The organism is Aeromonas sp. 3P, from assembly GCF_051919745.1.
Lineage (GTDB): Bacteria > Pseudomonadota > Gammaproteobacteria > Enterobacterales > Aeromonadaceae > Aeromonas > Aeromonas veronii.
On sequence record NZ_JBQBED010000001.1, the window covers coordinates 119,543 to 137,732 of the forward strand.

Here is an 18,190-nt window from a genome sequence, read left to right on the forward strand (position 1 = left end):
TTAAGCCCCTGTTTGCCTGCGGGAGAGGCCAGAGTGTCCCGCAGGCCATCACAGGAGAGGCGGTGAGGGGCCGCCCGATAAAAAGGGTGGGCAGAGGGTTGCGTGGTGTCGGTTAAGTTGTGATATTGAGGCATCTTTTAGTAAGCAATTTTTCGTAAGCAATTTTTCGTAAGCAATGGGGAATCATGATGGAAGCTGCGTTTTGGCATCAGCGTTGGGAAGAGAACCGAATTGGCTTTCATCAGGCAGATTTCAACCGCTGGCTGCAATCCTGGTGGTCGGCGCAGCAGCCGGATGAGCCGGTGCTGGTGCCCCTGTGCGGCAAGTCCCGCGACATGCTCTGGCTGAGCGGGCAGGGTCATCCGGTCGATGGCTTCGAGCTCTCCTCCGTCGCCATCGCCAGCTTTTTCAGTGAAAACCACCTGAAGGCGGCGGTGAGCGAGGTGGGCCCCTATCAGTGCCATCAGGTCGATAGCCTGCGCATCTTTGAGGGGGATTTCTTTGCCGCCCCCGAGCTTGGCCGTCGCTATCGGCTGGTCTATGACCGGGCGGCGCTGATCGCCCTGCCAACCGCCATGCGCCGCCAGTATGCGGCGCTGATGAGCCGGTTGGTGGAGGAGGGGGGCCAGATCTTGCTGGTGACCCTTGAATATCAGCCGGAGCAGCAGAGCCAGCCGCCCTTCTCGGTGGGCGAGATGGAGGTGCGGGCGCTGTTTGAACGGGACTTTCGGGTTGAGGTGCTGGGGCGGGCTGCCGAGGTGGATCACCCGCGGGTGCTCTCCGGTCAGCTCTCCTATTTTGACGAAGTGGCCTATCGCCTGATCCGCCGCGCCTGAGAGGCAGCTGGCGGGCGCCAAAGAGTGATCCGGCAGGGCAAATGAGTCGTCAGGTGGACTCTTCGCTACCTCCTTTGACGTAGATCAACGTGGTTTTCGGGGGGAGTGCCTAAGATGTGGCTGTTTCTCAATCACTGTTGGCATTGTACGGCGAGTTCAAGGGGTTTCCTGCTTGCCTGTCATCAACTCAGTGTCTGATTTTCACGCTCATGTTCACTTTTGGCGGCTTTGTCGCAATTGTTATGGTTTTTCCAGCCGACCCTCGTGGGTCGGCTTTTTATTGGCTGCGATTTGCCGTGGAAGGAAAAACGGGGAGATGCGAGGCCTGATCAGGCCTCGAAGGTGGCGGCATTGAGCCGGAAGGCCCGCGGGTCGTCGATAAACTGGCCGGTGATCCGCTCCTCGTGCTCGTGGCCCTGCCCGTAGCTGCAGAGGATCAGCCGATCGGAGGTGCGTGAACGCAGCTGGGTGATAAAGCGCACCAGATCGGCGCGCGTCAGCTTGCCGACCTCCTCGCAGACCCGTTCCCGTTGGTCGAACCCCAGATCCTTGTTGCCGATGCTGACCCACAGCCGCTGGCCGCGGCTGCGCAGATTGGCGTCGCGCTCGCTGAGCTGGGCCTGCAACCCGGCCTTGCTCTCCTGCCACTGCTGCTCGGTAAATTCGAGCATGGCCAGCGGGAAGAGGTCGATAAACTCCTCCACCGCATCGAGCAGATGCTGGGGCCCCGCCACCGGCGACTGGATATAGAAGATGAGACCCGGGTGGCGATTGAGCGGCAGGTTGCCAGCCCCCACCACATAACCGAGCTGCTGGCGGGTGCGCAGCTCGTGGAAGAAGGTGGAGGACATGATGTGGTTGGCCAGGGTAAAGCAGGCGAGATCCCGTGCCCGGGTGGTGCGGGACTGGTAGTAGACCAGGAGCGCCGAATCTTCGTGCTCGCAGCCCTGCTCGCGAATAAGGGTGCCCCTGTCCTGAATCGAGATAAGCGGGCGGCGGGTCTCGCCACTCGGTTTGCTGCTGGTGCCATTGATGTCGCTCAGGTGGCGCTCCATCAGGGCGGCCAGCTCCAGTGCTTCGGCGGCAGTCCAGTCGCCATGCACCAATGCCTCGACATGCACCTCGCCAAACAGCTGGGCCACGAAGCCGGGCATCTCCTCCAGCTCGACGGTGCGCAGGTGGCGCAGCAACTGCTCGAACGGCGGGTTGTTCGGTTGCAGCAAACTGGTGAGCTGGTTAAAGAGCTGGGAGATGGGGCGCGCCTTGGACTGGTTATCCCAGTTGCGAATGAGCTGCTCCTTGATCTCGGCGAAGCGACCCGGATCCGGATACCCCAGGGTGCGGTTGCCGAGGATCATGTCGAGCAACAGCGGCTGCTTGTCGGCAAAGCCGCTCAGGTTGATGGTAAAGCCCCCCTGATGGGCATAGATCTGGTAGCCAAGCCCCGCCAGCTCCGCCGGATAGGTGAGGGCATTGAGGTGGTCGGCCAAAAGCTCCACCGCTAGGCGCGCCATGGCGATGTGGCGCGGGCTTTTGACCGCGTGTTCGCTGTCGATGGAGATATAGAGATTTCCCTTGGGCACACTGAACAGGTGCTCATGGAGGTGCCAGAGGCGAAAGCCGGGGCGATCGATAAGACAGGCTGGCATCTCGGCGGCGATCTCCGGCGTGCGCGGATCGAGCCGGCTGCTGATAAAGGGGTTGGGTTTGGGCAGCGCCAGTGCCTTGTCCGGTTCGCTCTGCTGCCAGCGGATCTTCTCCGCCTCGGTGATGGTCGCCACGCTGTAGGGGGTCTGATACCAGCGGGCCAGCCGGTCGGTGGTTACCTCCGGCGCCGTGATGGTCATGCGCAGGTTGTGCGGGGTGAGTTTGGCGAGGAAGCGACGGATCAGCGCCTCGTCATACTCCCGCATCATGTAGTCACCGTGCAGCAGATCCTCCGGCTGGTAGCTAAAGAGGTTGAGCACCAGCCCCGAGACGGTATCGAGCGGGCGGCCGCGCTCCTGAAAACGGAACGCCGATTCGAGCACGGTGCGCTTCTCGTCGTAGCGCCAGGCCTCCAGCCCTGCACGGTCGATAAGCTTGAGGTAGCCAAACAGGAAGGCCACGATCTCGTCCACATGCTCAAGGCCCAAGGGGGTCAGGCCAAAGTTGACGCCAAAATCCTTGAAGTTGGCGCCGCTGATGCCACCACCTGCCGAGAGCTGGTTGACCCAGCCTTTCGCCTTGAGCAGGGAGAGCAGGCTGCCATCCCCCTCGTAGCCAATCAGATGGCTCAGGAAGGTGAGGGGCTTTTTGTCGTAAAACTCGTCCACATTGGGCAAGGGGAAGCTCAGCGACAGCTTGCGGGTCTCCTTGACCGGATTGATGTGGATGCGCACGCCGAGATCATCGAGCCGATAGAGCGGCATGGTGAGGGTCGGGGTTCCCAAATTGCGATTCAAAATGGGAGCAAAGTAGCGACAGCACCACTGCAACTGGGTATCGATGGATTCCGGCGAGATCATCACCAGCGCCATGCGATCCGCGCTGTAGTGGCTTTCGTAAAAACGGATAAGGTCGGAGCGCAGATCCCGTCCCGGCAGATCGGCCAGGGTATCAAGGTTGCCCACCGAGAACTTGGAGAAGGGGTGCGCCGGGTTGACCGTCTCTTTATGCACCTGATAGCTGCGGCGCATGTCGTCCTGCAGCTTGAGGCGATACTCGGAGTCGACCGCGTTGCGCTCCTTGTCCACCCACTCCGGATCAAAGGTGGGGCAGATAAAGAACTGGGAGAAGCGATCCAGCCCCGCTTCGAAGAAGCCGTTGTCGATCTCGAAGAAGAAGTTGGTGAACTCGGTGCCGGTCCAGGCGTTGTTGCTGCCGCCATGACGGCTCATAAATTGCTGGTACTCACCAGGCTTGGGGTAGGTGCAGGTGCCGAGAAACAGCATGTGCTCCAGAAAATGGGCCATTCCCTGCCGGTCGGCGGGATCGTCAAAATGGCCGGTATTGACCGCCAGCGAGGCGGCAGATTTGTCGGTGTCGGGATCACAAATCAACAAGACCCTGAGCCGGTTGGCCAGCTCCAGAAAATGGTATTGCCGATGGTCATTGGGACTGGCATATGGGCTCATTGGCGTGTGACTCACGTTGGATTTATTTGAATTTAAACATGATTATCGACCCCGCTATCCCGTCAGGCAAACCCTTTTCTGAGAGGTAGCGCAATTGTTTCCACTCCCGTGGCGGGGTAAGATTCCCCGGCTATCAAAACAGGCCCGTTGGGCGAGGTTGTAATGAAGATCTATATCATGCGTCATGGCCAGGCTGGCATGAATGCGAAAACAGATGAACAGCGTCCATTGACCGAGCAGGGTATTGAAGAGTCTATCCAGATGGCCCGCTGGCTGGCGCCTCAGCTGATTGGCCCGCTGGATCGGGTGATCCACAGCAACTATCTGCGGGCACGTCAGACCTGGCAAGCCATATGCAGTGAATTACCTGACGCAGCAGCCGTTGAAGAGAGTGGCGACATTACCCCTTACGGTGATCCCGCTTTCGTGGCCAGCTACCTCACCACTTTGGCGCAGCAACATGACCAGATCCTGATGGTCAGCCATCTGCCGCTGGTGGGTTATCTGGTGCAAAGCCTCTGCCCGGCCGCAGGAGCACCCATGTTCGCCACCTCGGGGATCGCTTGTATCGAGTGGCACGATGGCAAAGGAGCCTTGCTCTGGCTCGAAGGGCCGCATACAATAGGCTAAAAGTTAATAAAAAGTTATAGATTGAATTTTTTGGGAAGAGATGGGCGAGTTTTCCGGATTTTTATAAATACTTTACGGAATTAATTCGCAGAAGCTGCTGTCATACGGATACAACTGCAAGAGGTTGCAAACGATGAGAGTGTTCAAGAAGTACCTGCCACTGATGGTGGCAAAGCATGTCAAAACCTTCTTTAAAGGTCGGATTTACATCCATGGTCGGGGGCGGTTTGATTTCCAATCCGGTTTGTTGCTGATGCCGAATCCGGCGGATATTCCCCATCGCCAGACAGTCACCGAGGTCAACGAGCTGATCTCAAGACTGCACATGGATGCCGCGTGATGCGCTTCTGAACCTGTTTCTGCACTGATATGCCCGCACTTTTGCGGGCATATTTGTTTCTGGCGACTGGCGTTCACCATGTGGCTGTTCAGGCCCACACCTTTGTTTATCTCCCATCGCCCCCTATACTGGCCCGCTGTTGTCTCTTCGGTCTGGATCTTCTCATGCCCCTTGCCTTTCTGTTTCCCTTCTCCTGCATTGCCATCTGGGCTGGCAATGGCATCGTCAGCAAACTGGCGGTTGGCGTTTTGTCTCCTGCAGCCTTGGCCTGGTCGCGCTGGGTGGTGGCTGCGCTGGTATTAAGTCCGTTTCTGGCCCGTCGGGTATGGCGTGCGCGTGCCCGCATTCGTGCCGGCATTTGGCAGATCGCCATGCTGGCCTCGCTGGGCATGGTGCTCAACCAGACTTTTGGTTACTACGCGGCGCAAACCCTGGGAGCCACCGAGATGGGGTTGATGATGGGTCTGACGCCGCTGCTGACCGTGTTGTTCAGCATCTGGCTGCTGCGCGAGCGGCCCACCTGGGGCGCTGTACTGGGGGCGCTGCTTTCCATCCTTGGCTTGTCTATCTTGCTGGGGCAGGGGGATCCTACCCGGCTGTTCACCCAAGGCATTCATATTGGCTCTGTCTATATGCTGATTTCGGCGGGAACTTACGCCCTTTACAGCGTGCTGCTCAAGAAGTGGGATCTTGGGCTCGACAACTGGTCGTTGCTCTACGGTCAGGTGATCTGCAGTGTGGTGATCCTGACCCCCTTCTTTTTGCTGGTGGATGGCCAGTGGCCGGATGGTCGGGCCCTGTGGCTGATCCTCTATGCCGGTATCCCCACCTCGGCACTCTCGCCCTGGCTCTGGATGCAGGGCATCGCCCTGCTCGGCGCCAACCGTACCGCCATCTTTATGAACCTGCTGCCGGTGATGACGGCTGGCCTTGCCATCACCCTGCTGGGTGAGCGGCTGACCAGCTATCACCTGATCGGGGGCGGTCTGACCCTGCTGGGTGTCTTGCTGGCACAGTTGCTGGTGCGTCCGGTGGTGATGGGTCGTCGCCGGGTGGTGCTGGCACCCTGTCCCGAAGAGTAATCTTGCGCGAAAGCGTAGATGGGCCCAATGGCCTGCTTGGCCGCCAATGAAAAGCGCCTGCAGCAATGCAGGCGCTTTTTTATGGTTACATCTTCCTAGCTGGTTACTGGGCAACCAGATAGAGCTCCTTGCTGTAGACCACATCCTGCGGGTTAAGGTGGGGGTAGCCTTTCACGAAAGGCTTGAGCAACCTGGATTTGACCGAGAAATAGATAGGGGCGATGGGGGCATCCGCATCAATGAGCGCCTCTGCCTGTTGATACAGGGCATTGCGTTCAGCGGGATCCAGCGAGTCGTGGGCCTTGGCCAGCAGGGCGTCATACTCCTTGTTGAACCACTTGCCGCTGTTGGCACTGCTGCTGGAGGTCATTATGTCGAGGAAGGTGGAGGCATCGTTATAATCCCCGTTCCAGCCATAGCGGCTAACCCCGAAATCCCCCTCGTTGAGTGCCGAGACCATGGTCTTCCACTCCATGTTGTTGAGGGTGGCGGTGACCCCCAGGTTGTGTTTCCACATGGAGGAGACGGCCAGCGCAATCTTTTTGTGGCTCTCGTTGGTGTTGTAGAGAATGTCCACGGTGAGTGGCTTGTCCGGGCCATATCCCGCTTCGGCCAACAGCGTTTTGGCCTGCTTGATCCGCTCCTCTTTGCTTTGCTGCTGACTGGCCGGTTTTTTCAGGTCAAAGCCATCGACACTCGGTGGGGTCAGGCTGAAGGCGGGCAGTTGCCCTTGTCCCAGGATCTTGTCGGTGATGGTCTCCCGGTCGAGGGCCAGCGAGAGCGCCTTGCGCACTTTCGGATCATCGAACGGTTTGCGGTTCACGTTGAACACATAGTAATAGGTGGCGAGCATGGGGGCGCTGACCAGATCTTGCGGGCTCTGGCTCTTGATGTGCTTGTACTGCTCCAGCGGGTAGGTGGTGTAGTGCAGCTCGCCGGTGCGGTAGCGGTTGTAGGCGGCGGTTTCGGAGACGATCTCCAGATAGACCACCTTATTCAGGACGGTGTGCTGGTTGTCCCAGTAGTGGGTATTGCGCTCGGCACTCAGCCGTTCGTTGGGGGTCCACTCCTTGAGTACAAAGGCTCCGTTGGAGACGATATTGCCCGGTTTGACCCAATCCTTACCGAATTTTTCAATGGTGGCCTTGGGGGCCGGGAACGTGGTGTAGTGGGCCAGCATCTTCAGGAAGAAGGGGACCGGATTTTTCAGGGTTACCTGCAGGGTGTGGTCATCGAGCGCCTTAATCCCGAGCTCTGACGGGCTCTTCTTGCCCTGGATCACCTCGCTTGCATTGACCACACCGGTCAACTCGATAAACCAGGCGTAGTTGGAGGCGGTCTTGGGATCGGCTGCCCTTTGCCAGCCGTAGACATAATCGGCGGCAGTGACCGGTTCACCGTTAGACCATTTGGCCTCGGGCCTCAGCTTGAAGGTGTAGACGGTACCGGTTTTGTCGACCTCGTAACTGACGGCACCAGCTGGCTGGGTTTTGCCCTTGCCATCCAGTACATAGAGCCCTTCAAACAGATCGTTGACGATCTCGCTACCGGCACTCTCTTCCACCAGCTGGGGGTCGATGGTGGTGGGTTCGGTGCCGATATTGGTCACGTAGATTTGTTGGGCATCCGGCAGCAGCTTGGTACCGGCAGGCACCTGGGCAGCCCAGGCGGGAAGGGCAAACAGTCCGGCTACCATGCCGGCAATGAGAGTCTTGTTCATTGATAATCCTTGAGTTTTATTTGCTTCCAAAGCGAAATCAGTGTGCTGGATTGGCGATCGGATCTCAAGAGGCAATGGCTGAGGGAACGGCAGGCCCATCAGACTCCATTTTTAATGGCTCAAGGTCAGTCAACTCATGGCTTGCAGCAGGTTATTGCCACGAATTAAGGGGCCGAAAGTTATCGAATGAAACCGAATAAAACGCGTTTTTTACCATAACGTTAGGCGAGATAGCCTATTTAATAGGCCGCTTAATTCGCTGCAAAAACAAAAAACAGACGTTACATTAGGTTACAAATCAAGGCCGCCGGTGATCGGCATTTTTTTTTGCTGACGCCTGCAAACGTTTTCAATGCCAACGGATGCGATCTAAAGGAACAAAAATGCGAAACATGATCACCATGGGTGAGTTCATCGTCAAAAAGCAGGCGGATTATCCTACCGCGACCGGCGAGCTGACCTCGTTGCTCAGCTCGATCCGCCTTGCTGCCAAGGTGGTGAACCGGGAGATCAACAAGGCGGGACTGGCGGATATCATCGGTTCCATGGGCGCTGAAAACGTACAGGGCGAGGTGCAGCAGAAGCTGGATGTTTATGCCAACGAACGCTTCAAGGCGGCGCTGGAAGCGCGCGGCGAGGTGTGCGGCATGGCTTCGGAAGAGGAAGAGGACTTCGTCGCCTTTGACTCGCCGCTCTCCAAAAACTCCAAGTATGTGGTGCTGATCGACCCGCTCGATGGCTCCTCCAATATCGACGTCAACGTCTCGGTCGGGACCATCTTCTCCATCTACCGCCGTTTGAGCCCGCAGGGTTCGCCGGTGACGCTGGAGGACTTCCTGCAACCGGGCAACCGTCAGGTCGCCGCCGGTTATGTGGTCTACGGCTCCTCCACCATGCTGGTCTACACCACCGGTTTTGGCGTCAACGGCTTTACCTACGATCCCTCTATCGGCTGCTTCTGCCTCTCCCACGAGAACATCCGCATTCCGGAAGAGGGCAAGATCTACTCCATCAACGAGGGCAACTACATCAAGTTCCCGGACGGGGTGAAGAAGTACCTCAAATATTGCCAGGAGCGTGATGAGGCGACCCACAGACCCTACACCTCCCGCTATATCGGATCCCTGGTCTCCGATTTCCATCGCAACCTGCTCAAGGGTGGTATCTACATCTATCCGTCCGGCACCAACTCGCCAAACGGCAAGCTGCGCCTGCTCTATGAGTGCAACCCGATGGCGTTTCTGGTGGAGCAGGCTGGTGGCAAGGCCTCCGATGGTTTTGGCCGCATCATGGATATCCAGCCCACCGCGCTGCACCAGCGTACCCCTTACTTTGTTGGCTCGACCAAGATGGTGGAGCGCGCCGAGGCCTTTATGCGCGAGTTCTCCGCCCATGAGGATCCAGCCAACCAGGGCTGATCGTCAGAGGTGTAGGTTGGTGCTGAGCGCAGCGAAGCCCAACATTTACCGATGCGATTCCCTCTCCCCCAGGGATAGGGCAGGGTGAGGGGAATGGTTTTCACTGCCCCCCCTCATCCCCGACCCTTCTCCCACAAGGGGAGACGCTAGTCACCAGCCAACATAAACAAAACGGGAGCCAATGTGGCTCCCGTTTTAGTTGGCATTATCTCTCTGGCTCGCCGCCAGCGTTGCAGAGACTCACAGGCTGTTGTTGGCCAGATCAGCCAGCAAACCATCCACCAGTTTCAGGCGCATGGCGCGATCCTGGGTCGGCACCTGGAAGCGCAGCCGGGTCGGCCCGTCCATCTTGTAGACCCTTGGCTGGCTGGAGAGCAGCTTGACCAGATAGGCCGGATTGACCTTGGTCTCCTGGGTGAAGTCCAGATAGCCGCCGCGCTCGCTCATCTCCACCCGGCGAATGCCAAGGGCGGTGGCGCGCTGGCGGAAAGCGGCCAGCTCCAGCAGGGTTTTGGTTGCCTCCGGCAAGAGGCCGAAGCGGTCGATCAGCTCCACTTTCAGCTCGCGCAGCTCCTGCTCGTCCGCCGCACTGGCGATCCGCTTGTACATGGAGAGGCGCATGTTGACGTCCGGAATATAGTCATCCGGCAGCAGTGCAGGCAGGCGCAGCTCCACCTCGGTGTGCTGGCTCATCAGCTGCTCCAGCGACGGCTCCTTGCCATTTTTCAGCGCCTCGACCGCCTGCTCCAGCATCTCCATATAGAGGGTGAAGCCCACCGATTCAATCTGGCCGCTCTGATCGTCGCCGAGCAGTTCGCCTGCGCCACGGATCTCCAGATCGTGGGTCGCCAGCGCAAAACCGGCGCCGAGATCTTCAAGCGAGGCGATCGCCTCCAGCCGCTTGGCCGCATCCTTGGTCATCAGCTTGGGATGGGGGGTGAGCAGGTAGGCATAGGCCTGATGGTGGGAGCGGCCAACCCGGCCCCGCAGCTGGTGCAGCTGGGCCAGACCCAGGTGATCCGCCCGATCCATGATGATGGTGTTGGCGCTCGGTACGTCGATACCGGTCTCGATAATGGTGGTGCAGACCAGCAGGTTAAAGCGCTGGTGGTAGAAGTCGGACATGATCCGCTCAAGGTCGCGCTCGCGCATCTGGCCGTGGGCGATGCCGATGCGGGCCTCTGGCACCAGCTCCGCCAGGTCGGCTGCGCACTTCTCGATGCTCTCGACATCGTTGTGCAGATAGTAAACCTGACCGCCACGCTTGAGTTCCCGCAGTACCGCTTCGCGCACCACCGCCGGTTCGTGCTGGCGCACGAAGGTCTTGATGGCGAGCCGCTTGGCGGGTGGGGTGGCGATGATGGAGAGATCCCGCATGCCCGACATCGCCATATTGAGGGTGCGCGGAATAGGGGTGGCGGTGAGAGTGAGGATATCCACATCGGCTCGCAGTGCCTTGATCTTCTCCTTCTGGCGCACCCCGAATCTGTGCTCCTCATCGACGATGAGCAGTCCCAGATCCTTGAAGGTGAGTTCGGAGCTGAGCAGCTTGTGGGTGCCGATGATGATATCCACCTTGCCCTCCGCCAATTCCTTCATCACAGCGCTCTGCTCCTTGGCTGAGCGGAAGCGGCTCAGCACCTCGACCCGCACCGGCCAGTTGGCAAAGCGATCGCGGAAGTTGTCGTAGTGCTGTTGCGCCAGCAGGGTGGTGGGCACCAGCACGGCGACCTGCTTGCCGCCGTGGACGGCCACAAATGCCGCCCGCATCGCCACCTCGGTCTTGCCGAAACCCACGTCGCCGCACACCAGTCTGTCCATGCTCTTGGCCTGACACATGTCCCCCAGCACCGCATTGATGGCGTTGAGCTGATCGTCGGTCTCCTCGAACGGGAAGCTGGCGGCAAACTGGCGATAGGCCTCTTTGTCCTGCTTGAAGGCAAACCCGGCGCGAGCGGCGCGGTGGGCATAGACATCGAGCAGCTCGGCTGCCACGTCGCGCACCTTCTCCGCCGCCTTGCGCCGCGCCTTGCTCCAGGCTTCACCGCCGAGCTTGTGGCTGGGCGGGTTATCAGAACCGGTGTAGCGGCTGATAAGGTGCAAACTGGTAACCGGCACGAACAGCTTGTCGCCGCCGGCATATTCGAGGGTCAAAAACTCGGTGGGCAGACCACCGGCGTCGATGGTTTCGAGCCCCAGATAGCGGCCGACCCCGTGATCCAGATGGACCACCGGCTGGCCCTGGGTCAGCTCGCCCAGGTTTCTGATCACTGCATCGGAGCTTAAGTTTTTGCTCTTCTCCCGCGCTCGCTTGCTGCGCACCTTGCCGCCCAGCAGCTCGGTCTCGGTGATCAGCGCCAGTGGATCCTGACCGACCTCCTGCCACAGGAAGCCACGCTCAAGGGGTGCAACCAGCAAGCCGTGTCGAACCGGGCTCGCCATAAAGGCGTCAAGGGAGGGGAACTCCTTGGGTTGCAGCGAGATACGCGCCAGCAGATCGCCGAGCACCTCCCGTCGCCCTTCGGATTCCACCGCAAACAGGGTGCGCCCGGCAAAGCCTTGCAGGAACTGGTTGAGCGCCAGCAAGGGTTGCTCCTTGCTGTGATCGAGTTGCAGGTCGGGCAGCGCCTCGATGGGCAGATCGTGCTGACCTGCATCACCGGCGGTAGCGGCCTCTTGCAGCCGCACCGCGCCATATTGGCCCAGAGAGGCAAAGAGCTGCTCCACCGGCAGATAGAGCTGGGCCGGTGGCAGCAGTGGGCGGGTGTTGTCCCAGCGTCTGTCTTCATAGCGCTGGCCGATGTCGTTCCAGAAGCGCTGGGCGGCGGGGTAGATGTCCCCCACAGTGAGCAGCAGTGTATCTTCCGGCAGGTAGTCAAACAGGCTGGCTGTCTGGTTGAAGAAGAGCGGCAGATAATACTCGATGCCGGCGGGCCAGCGTCCCTTGCTCACCTCCTGATAGACGGAACCCTCGGCCCGCGACAGCTCGAACTGCTCGCGGAACTGGCCGCGAAACAGCTCGATGGCCGCCTCGTCGGTAGGGTATTCCCGGGCGGGCAGCAGGCTGACTGTCTTGACCGGTTCGCTGGAACGCTGGGTCTCGGGATCGAATGGGCGGATGGAGTCCACTTCATCATCGAAGAAGTCGATGCGATAGGGGCTGTTGCTGCCCATCGGGAAGAGATCGAGCAGGGAGCCGCGAGCGGCAAATTCGCCATGTTCCAACACCTGATCCACCGCCACGTAACCCGCCTCGGCCAGCCGCCCGCGCAGCTGTTGCAGGTTGAGGCGCTGACCGGCCTTCACCATCAGGCTGTATTTGTCGAGATAGACCTGGGGGGCGCAGCGCAACATCAGGGTGGAGATGGGGACAATCAGCACCCCCTTGCTCATCTGCGGCAGCTTGTAGAGAGTCTCGAGCCGCTGGGAGATGATGTCCTGATGGGGGGAAAAGGTGTCGTAGGGCAGGGTCTCCCAATCGGGGAACAGCAATACGGGGACGGACTGATCGGCTTGCTGCTTGCCTGCCAGCAAATACTGCAGCTCCTGTTCCAGGCGCAGGGCGCTCGGGGTATCTGCGGTGATAAGCAGTACTGGCCCCTTGGCTTCACTGGTGAGACGGGCTGCAATCAGCGAGAGGCTGCTGCCGACCAGCTGGCCGAGCGTGATCTTTTGGCCCGCTTTGGCGGGCAAGGCGGGGAGTGTCATTGGCATGATTCGATTCTTTTAACGTTGACGTTATCTATCGCGACGTTCGCTCTGGTTAGCGCTGACGTTCTTGGGCGCGCAGCTTGAGCTGCTTCGATTGCACGTGGAGGCTGGCACGAACCAGCAGTTCACGGTCATCTTCGCGGATCCGCACATAGTCGAGCTGCACATGGGTACCATGTTCACCGCCGTCGAGCTGTTTGACCTGGCCATAGCAGTAGATGGCGGCCGCCTCTTCCCGCAGGAAGAGCTTGAGACGCACGATCTGGTGCAGGTGCGGCGCATCCCCGTGACCATGATAGGGGTGCAGGTAGGTGAGTTGACCAGCCCCGAAGCGTAGGGTGTGAAAGCGCTGCTCCGGATGGTCCTGCAGGGAGAGCACATAGCCCATGATCATGTCGATCTTGCGGGACTGTTGATTGACGATCTCGATCAGATCGTGCATCGACTCGTTTTGGTTGCGCAGCAGGCGAGTGGTCACCAGATCGATGGAGGTAATGGCCGAAGAGATCCGAAAGGGCTCCGGCAGCTCAGCGTCCAGCTCCTCCAGCGAGGGGAGGTGGAAGTCGGCCGGCATGGGGATCACATTGACCGGCATGGCATGAGTGACGCTGAAGAACTGTTCCTGCATGGAGGCTATCCCTTGTTGTCATGGACGGTTTCCCTTTATTATCCGGTATCTTATTTTGTTGGCAACGTACATATCCTTGAAGACCGGACTTTTTCAGCCCCTTTCGCTGGCCATCGGCCTGCGTTATGCAGGCTCGAAGCGCAGCAATCGCTTCGTCTCATTTATCTCCCTGTTCTCTACCTTTGGCATCGCCATCGGGGTTGCCGCCCTGATGGTGGTCATTTCGGTAATGAACGGTTTCGAAGGGCAGCTCAAAGGGCGCATCCTCGGGGTGATCCCCCATGTGGTGGTGACCAATCAGGCTGGCCGCATTGATGCCGACCCGCAAGGCTTGCCGGATCTGGCCAAATTACCCCATGTGGTCGCCTCGGCCCCCATGCTCGACAGCGAAGGGATGCTGCAAAGCCCCGGCCAGCTGACCGGGGTGAGCGTGCAGGGGATTGACCCTGCGAAGTGGCCCAAGGATGACATCCTCCACAGCCAGATGCTGGGGGGGCGCCTCGATACCCTGCAGGCGGGTCACTACCGCATCGTGCTGGGGCAGGGGGTGGCACGTCGCCTCAATGTCTCCATCGGCGATCAGGTTCGCCTGATCCTGACCGAAGGGACCCGCTTCACTCCGTTTGGTCGGGTACCGGCCCAGCGCCTCTTTACCGTCTCCGGCATCTTCGGGGTCGGCGCCGATGTGGATAACCAGATTGCGCTGATCGCCCTGGGGGATGCCCAGCGGCTGCTGCGCCTGCCGCCAGAAACCGTCGGTGGCATTCGCCTCTGGCTCGATGATCCCTTTGCGGCCGACGAGGTGATCAAGACGCCGCTGCCGGATGGGCTGCTGTGGCAGGATTGGCGCCGCGAGCGGGGCGAGCTGTTCCAGGCGGTCGCCATGGAAAAACGGATGATGGGGCTGATGCTGGTGCTGATCATCGCCGTCGCCACCTTCAACATCCTCTCTGCGCTGGTGATGGTGGTGACGGACAAGGAGGGCGAAGTGGCCATCCTGCGCACCATGGGTATGAGTGAATCAGGGATCGTTAAAATCTTCATGGTGCTCGGCGCCTCCAGTGGTGTAATTGGTGCCCTGTTTGGCGGACTGGCGGGCCTTGCGCTCTCCCTGGGTCTCAACCCTCTGCTCAATGCAGTGGGGCTCAACCTCTATATGGCGGCTGGCGGCAGTGGCTTGCCGGTGATTGTCGAGCCGGCTCAGGTCATCACCATCTTGCTGGGCGCCGTGCTGCTGAGCTTCAGTGCCACCCTTTATCCGGCGGCCCGCGCCGCACGGGTGAAACCGGCCGAGGCGCTGCGTTATGAGTAATGCCGTGAATAATACATCTTCTGTTGTTACCTCCGGTGCGAGTACCGGCGTTGTTACTGGTGCCTCTGTGGTCACTGGCGTAAGTGGAGCCCCTGTTATGAATGAAGCCGTATCCCGTGAACCTCTGCTGCGCTGCCAGGCGCTCAACCATGTCTATAAAGAGGGGGAGCTGGAGACTCAGGTGCTCAAGGGGATCGATCTCTGCGTCGCGCCCGGTGAAATGCTGGCGGTGGTGGGGAGCTCGGGCTCCGGCAAGACCACTCTGCTGCATCTGATGGGGGCGCTGGACAACCCCTCCAGTGGCGCTGTGCTGTTCAAGGGGGAGGATATTCACCATTGGGACAGCCGTACCCAGGCCCGTTTTCGCAACCGCGAGCTGGGCTTTGTCTACCAGTTCCACCACCTGCTCTCCGAGTTCAGTGCGCTGGAAAATGCGGCCATGCCGCTGCTGATCGCCGGTGAGTCGGTGGCGGTTGCCACCGAAAAGGCAACCAAGATGCTGGGGCGGGTGGGGCTCTCCCATCGCTTGAACCACCGTCCCTCCGAGCTTTCTGGTGGCGAACGTCAGCGGGTGGCGATCGCCCGAGCACTGGTCAACGAACCGAGTCTGGTGCTGGCGGATGAACCTACCGGCAATCTGGATCACGCCAGTGCCACCGCGGTGTACGAACTGCTGTGTGAACTGAATCGTGAACTGGGCACTGCGTTTGTGGTAGTGACTCACGACTTGAGCCTCGCGGCCAAGCTCCATCGCCGGGTGACCCTGGTGAGCGGCGTGATGGCGGAGGTTGCCTGATGTTCAAACCGCTGCCCCTCTTTCTGGGCCTGCGTTACAGCCGCTCCCGCCGTCGCAACGGGTTTATCGCCTTTATCTCTGCCTCTTCCCTGATCGGTATTGCCCTCGGGGTGATGGCGCTGATCCTGGGCCTCTCTGCTATGAACGGTTTCGAGCGGGAGCTTAAAGATCGGGTGCTCTCGGTCGTGCCGCAAGGTGAGCTGGACGCCGTCGAGCGGCCGCTGCCGGATTGGCCACGTCTGCGTGACTATCTGCTGGCCCAGCCGGGCGTTGAGGCGGCCGCGCCGGTCATTCGCCTCAATGGCCTGCTGGAGCATGGCTCTGCCCTCAAGGGGGTGCAACTGCGCGCTGTGTTACCCGATCTGGAAGCCAATCTGTCTGATGCCGGCAAATACATGACGGGCCGTGGTCTGCGTGAGCTGCAACCGGGTGAACGTGGGGTGATCCTTGGCAAGACCATCGCCGACAAACTGGGCGTCAAGGTGGGGGATTCTGTTGCCCTGCTGCTGCCGCAAGGGGGCGATCAGGCGGGGATCAAGAATCCCCGCCGCGAAGCCCTGACCGTGGTGGGGCTGCTGGAGATCGGCGGTCAGCTCGACGGCCTGCTCGGCTTTATGCATCTGGCCGATGCACAAGGGATCACCGGCATGGGCAGTGATGTGGAGGGTTTCAGCCTGCGGGTGAGCGATGTGCTCAAGGCGCAATCCATCACCGTAGCCGCCGCACAGCAGTTCCCTCATCACGTCTATATCCGCAGCTGGATGAACAGCCAGGGCTACCTCTATCAGGACATCCAGATGGTGCGTACCGTCATGTATGTGGTGATGCTGATGGTGGTGGCCGTCGCCTGCTTCAACATCGTCTCCACCTTGGTGATGGCGGTGAACGAGAAGCGCAGCGAGATCGCCATCCTGAAGACCATGGGGGCGAGCCCCGGTCAGATCCGGCTTACCTTCGTCATTCAGGGGATGGTCAACGGCGTGGCCGGTGCCCTGCTTGGTGCCCTGCTGGGCGGGCTGCTTTCGAGCAAGCTGACCCAGATCCTGGGTGTCATCGAGAAGCTTATTGGCCACCGCTTCCTCAATCCGGATATCTACTTCATCGACTTCTTGCCGACCGAGTTGCATATGCAGGATCTGCTTATCGTGACGGGCGCTGCCATCCTGATGAGCCTGGTGGCGACCCTCTATCCCGCCTGGCGGGCGAGCGGTCTGGTGCCATCTCGCGAGCTGGGTCACTGATGCGTTGCATCTAATGCGCAATAAAGAACGAAGGGCCCGCTGGTGCAAACCGGCGGGCCCTTCTGTTTTCAGGTCATGTAGACTGGCTTAGTGAGCGTTAAGCTCATCGAGTGGCAGGGAGAAGCTGGCTACGAAGGTGTCGATAAAGTAGCGCATCTCATCGCTCATCCGGGCTGCCAGCATGGCTTCAAGGCGCTTGCGAGCCGGTTCGAACTCCCGGTTGCCCGCGTTGATCTCCTCCAGACACTTGGTATAGGCGCAGAGGGTGTCGGCATCCTTGACCAGCCTGGCCAGCTCGTCATCCTGGGCTGCCGAATCGAGCAGGGGGCGAAAATCCTCCACCAGCTCCGGCGGCAGCATGCCAAGCAGACGCTGCTCGGCGGCCAGCTCTATCTTTTTGTACTCGCGGGCGATCTCGGGATTGAAGTATTTGACCGGGGTGGGCAGATCGCCGGTCAGAACCTCGCTGCTGTCGTGATAGAGGGCCATCACGGCGGCACGGTCGGCATTCACGCTGCCGCCAAAAAGCCGGTTTTTGATGATGCCGAGGGCATGGGCCACCATGGCCACCTGCAGGCTGTGCTCGGCGATGTTTTCCGGCTGGATGTTGCGCATCAGGGGCCAGCGGTAGATGAGTTTCATGCGGGCGAGATTGGCGAAAAAGTGGCTGGGTAACATGATGGCCTCAACAAAAGAGAATAGAAAAGGGCAGACCCTAGTCTGCCCTTTTTTTCGTTGCAGGGCAGCGTCTGCCCGCGCATTTCCCGTGTTTAGCGGATATAGCGGCCCGATTCCGCCTCCTGGTTGGTCACAATCATCTGGCCGATAGGAGCCAGGCTGATCAGCGCCAGCTTGAGGTGCTGGATACCGAACGGGATACCGATAATGGTCACGAAGCAGGCCAGCGCGGAAGCGATGTGGCCGATGGCCAGCCAGACGCCGATCAGCACGAACCAGAGGATGTTGCCAATCAGCCCCAGAGTGCCGGTGCCGATATCGCTCTGGCCGGTCATGGTCTTGCGATTAACGGCCTGCTTGCCAAACGGGAAGAAGGTAAAGGTGCCGATGACGAAGCAGGCACGTCCCCAGGGGATGCCGACCAGCGAGATAAAGCAGATAAGACCGGCCAGCCACCAGGCCAGGCCCATAAAGACACCTCCCAGTACAAACCAGAGCAGATTGAACAAGAAGCGGAAAAAGGCCATGTGAGTGACTCCAGATCATCAATTTGGTTGCCACCATAACGAGGGAGGGATAGGGACGCAATGGTTGATTGGTCCAATCGCCATTTGGCTGGTCAAATTGAGTCGCCGCCCGCAACGGTGGGCTGTTTTTCGGCGAAAGATGGGTAATAAAGCGG

The 18,190-nt window shown here is 59.7% G+C and carries 14 protein-coding genes; 8 read left to right on the forward strand and 6 right to left on the reverse strand.

The features are described from left to right. Positions 1-188: 188 nt before the first annotated feature. On the forward strand, positions 189-836 hold the full coding sequence (locus tag ACTG19_RS00520) for a thiopurine S-methyltransferase (RefSeq protein ID WP_203130791.1): 648 nt from the start codon (positions 189-191) through the stop codon (positions 834-836). 329 nt (positions 837-1,165) lie between these two features. Here the strand turns inward: ACTG19_RS00520 and ACTG19_RS00525 are convergent, their stop codons facing one another. Beyond that, positions 1,166-3,952, reverse strand: coding sequence for an insulinase family protein (locus ACTG19_RS00525; protein ID WP_439988567.1), 2,787 nt, complete (start codon positions 3,950-3,952; stop codon positions 1,166-1,168). A gap of 162 nt (positions 3,953-4,114) precedes the next feature. On the opposite strand from ACTG19_RS00525, the gene sixA reads away from it, so the two are divergent. The 3 genes from sixA (at position 4,115) to ACTG19_RS00540 (ending at position 6,004) form a co-directional block, all read left to right on the forward strand. Next, a complete protein-coding gene (sixA, locus tag ACTG19_RS00530) occupies positions 4,115-4,582 on the forward strand; it encodes a phosphohistidine phosphatase SixA (RefSeq protein ID WP_005351311.1) in 468 nt (155 codons plus the stop codon). A 133-nt stretch (positions 4,583-4,715) separates the two neighbouring features. Beyond that, entirely contained in the window at positions 4,716-4,922 is a 207-nt protein-coding gene (locus tag ACTG19_RS00535; protein WP_005336998.1) for a DUF1107 domain-containing protein, read from the forward strand. A gap of 164 nt (positions 4,923-5,086) precedes the next feature. Next, positions 5,087-6,004 (forward strand): DMT family transporter, encoded by a 918-nt coding sequence (locus ACTG19_RS00540; protein ID WP_075115921.1) that lies wholly within the window; start codon positions 5,087-5,089, stop codon positions 6,002-6,004. Between the two features lie 103 nt (positions 6,005-6,107). Here ACTG19_RS00540 and ACTG19_RS00545 read toward each other — a convergent pair whose 3' ends face one another. Next, positions 6,108-7,724, reverse strand: coding sequence for a peptide ABC transporter substrate-binding protein (locus ACTG19_RS00545; RefSeq protein WP_439988568.1), 1,617 nt, complete (start codon positions 7,722-7,724; stop codon positions 6,108-6,110). Between the two features lie 383 nt (positions 7,725-8,107). On the opposite strand from ACTG19_RS00545, the gene fbp reads away from it, so the two are divergent. Further along, the gene (gene fbp / locus ACTG19_RS00550) at positions 8,108-9,142 is read left to right on the forward strand and encodes a class 1 fructose-bisphosphatase (protein ID WP_005336993.1); all 1,035 of its coding nucleotides are present in this window, start codon (positions 8,108-8,110) and stop codon (positions 9,140-9,142) included. Positions 9,143-9,382: 240 nt separating this feature from the next. On the opposite strand, the gene mfd is transcribed toward fbp, so the two are convergent. Both mfd and ACTG19_RS00560 read right to left on the reverse strand, forming a co-directional pair. Next, complete coding sequence (gene mfd, locus ACTG19_RS00555; protein WP_174218723.1) at positions 9,383-12,850, reverse strand: transcription-repair coupling factor; 3,468 nt, start codon at positions 12,848-12,850, stop codon at positions 9,383-9,385. A gap of 55 nt (positions 12,851-12,905) precedes the next feature. After that, the gene (locus tag ACTG19_RS00560; RefSeq protein ID WP_113739392.1) at positions 12,906-13,481 is read right to left on the reverse strand and encodes a PilZ domain-containing protein; all 576 of its coding nucleotides are present in this window, start codon (positions 13,479-13,481) and stop codon (positions 12,906-12,908) included. Between the two features lie 76 nt (positions 13,482-13,557). On the opposite strand from ACTG19_RS00560, the gene ACTG19_RS00565 reads away from it, so the two are divergent. From ACTG19_RS00565 to lolE, 3 genes are all read left to right on the forward strand, one after another. Next, the gene (locus tag ACTG19_RS00565; RefSeq protein ID WP_005345085.1) at positions 13,558-14,793 is read left to right on the forward strand and encodes a lipoprotein-releasing ABC transporter permease subunit; all 1,236 of its coding nucleotides are present in this window, start codon (positions 13,558-13,560) and stop codon (positions 14,791-14,793) included. Positions 14,794-14,890: 97 nt separating this feature from the next. Continuing rightward, positions 14,891-15,589: a lipoprotein-releasing ABC transporter ATP-binding protein LolD gene (gene lolD, locus ACTG19_RS00570; RefSeq protein WP_005336988.1), complete on the forward strand. Its 699-nt coding sequence runs from the start codon at positions 14,891-14,893 to the stop codon at positions 15,587-15,589. Next, positions 15,589-16,830, forward strand: coding sequence for a lipoprotein-releasing ABC transporter permease subunit LolE (gene lolE, locus ACTG19_RS00575; RefSeq protein WP_439988569.1), 1,242 nt, complete (start codon positions 15,589-15,591; stop codon positions 16,828-16,830). The genes lolD and lolE overlap by 1 nt, the downstream gene beginning before the upstream one ends. 87 nt (positions 16,831-16,917) lie before the next feature. Here lolE and yfbR read toward each other — a convergent pair whose 3' ends face one another. Further along, positions 16,918-17,508, reverse strand: coding sequence for a 5'-deoxynucleotidase (yfbR, locus tag ACTG19_RS00580; protein WP_047436789.1), 591 nt, complete (start codon positions 17,506-17,508; stop codon positions 16,918-16,920). 92 nt (positions 17,509-17,600) lie between these two features. Beyond that, positions 17,601-18,035 (reverse strand): YccF domain-containing protein, encoded by a 435-nt coding sequence (locus ACTG19_RS00585; RefSeq protein ID WP_076495751.1) that lies wholly within the window; start codon positions 18,033-18,035, stop codon positions 17,601-17,603. Positions 18,036-18,190 lie beyond the last annotated feature (155 nt).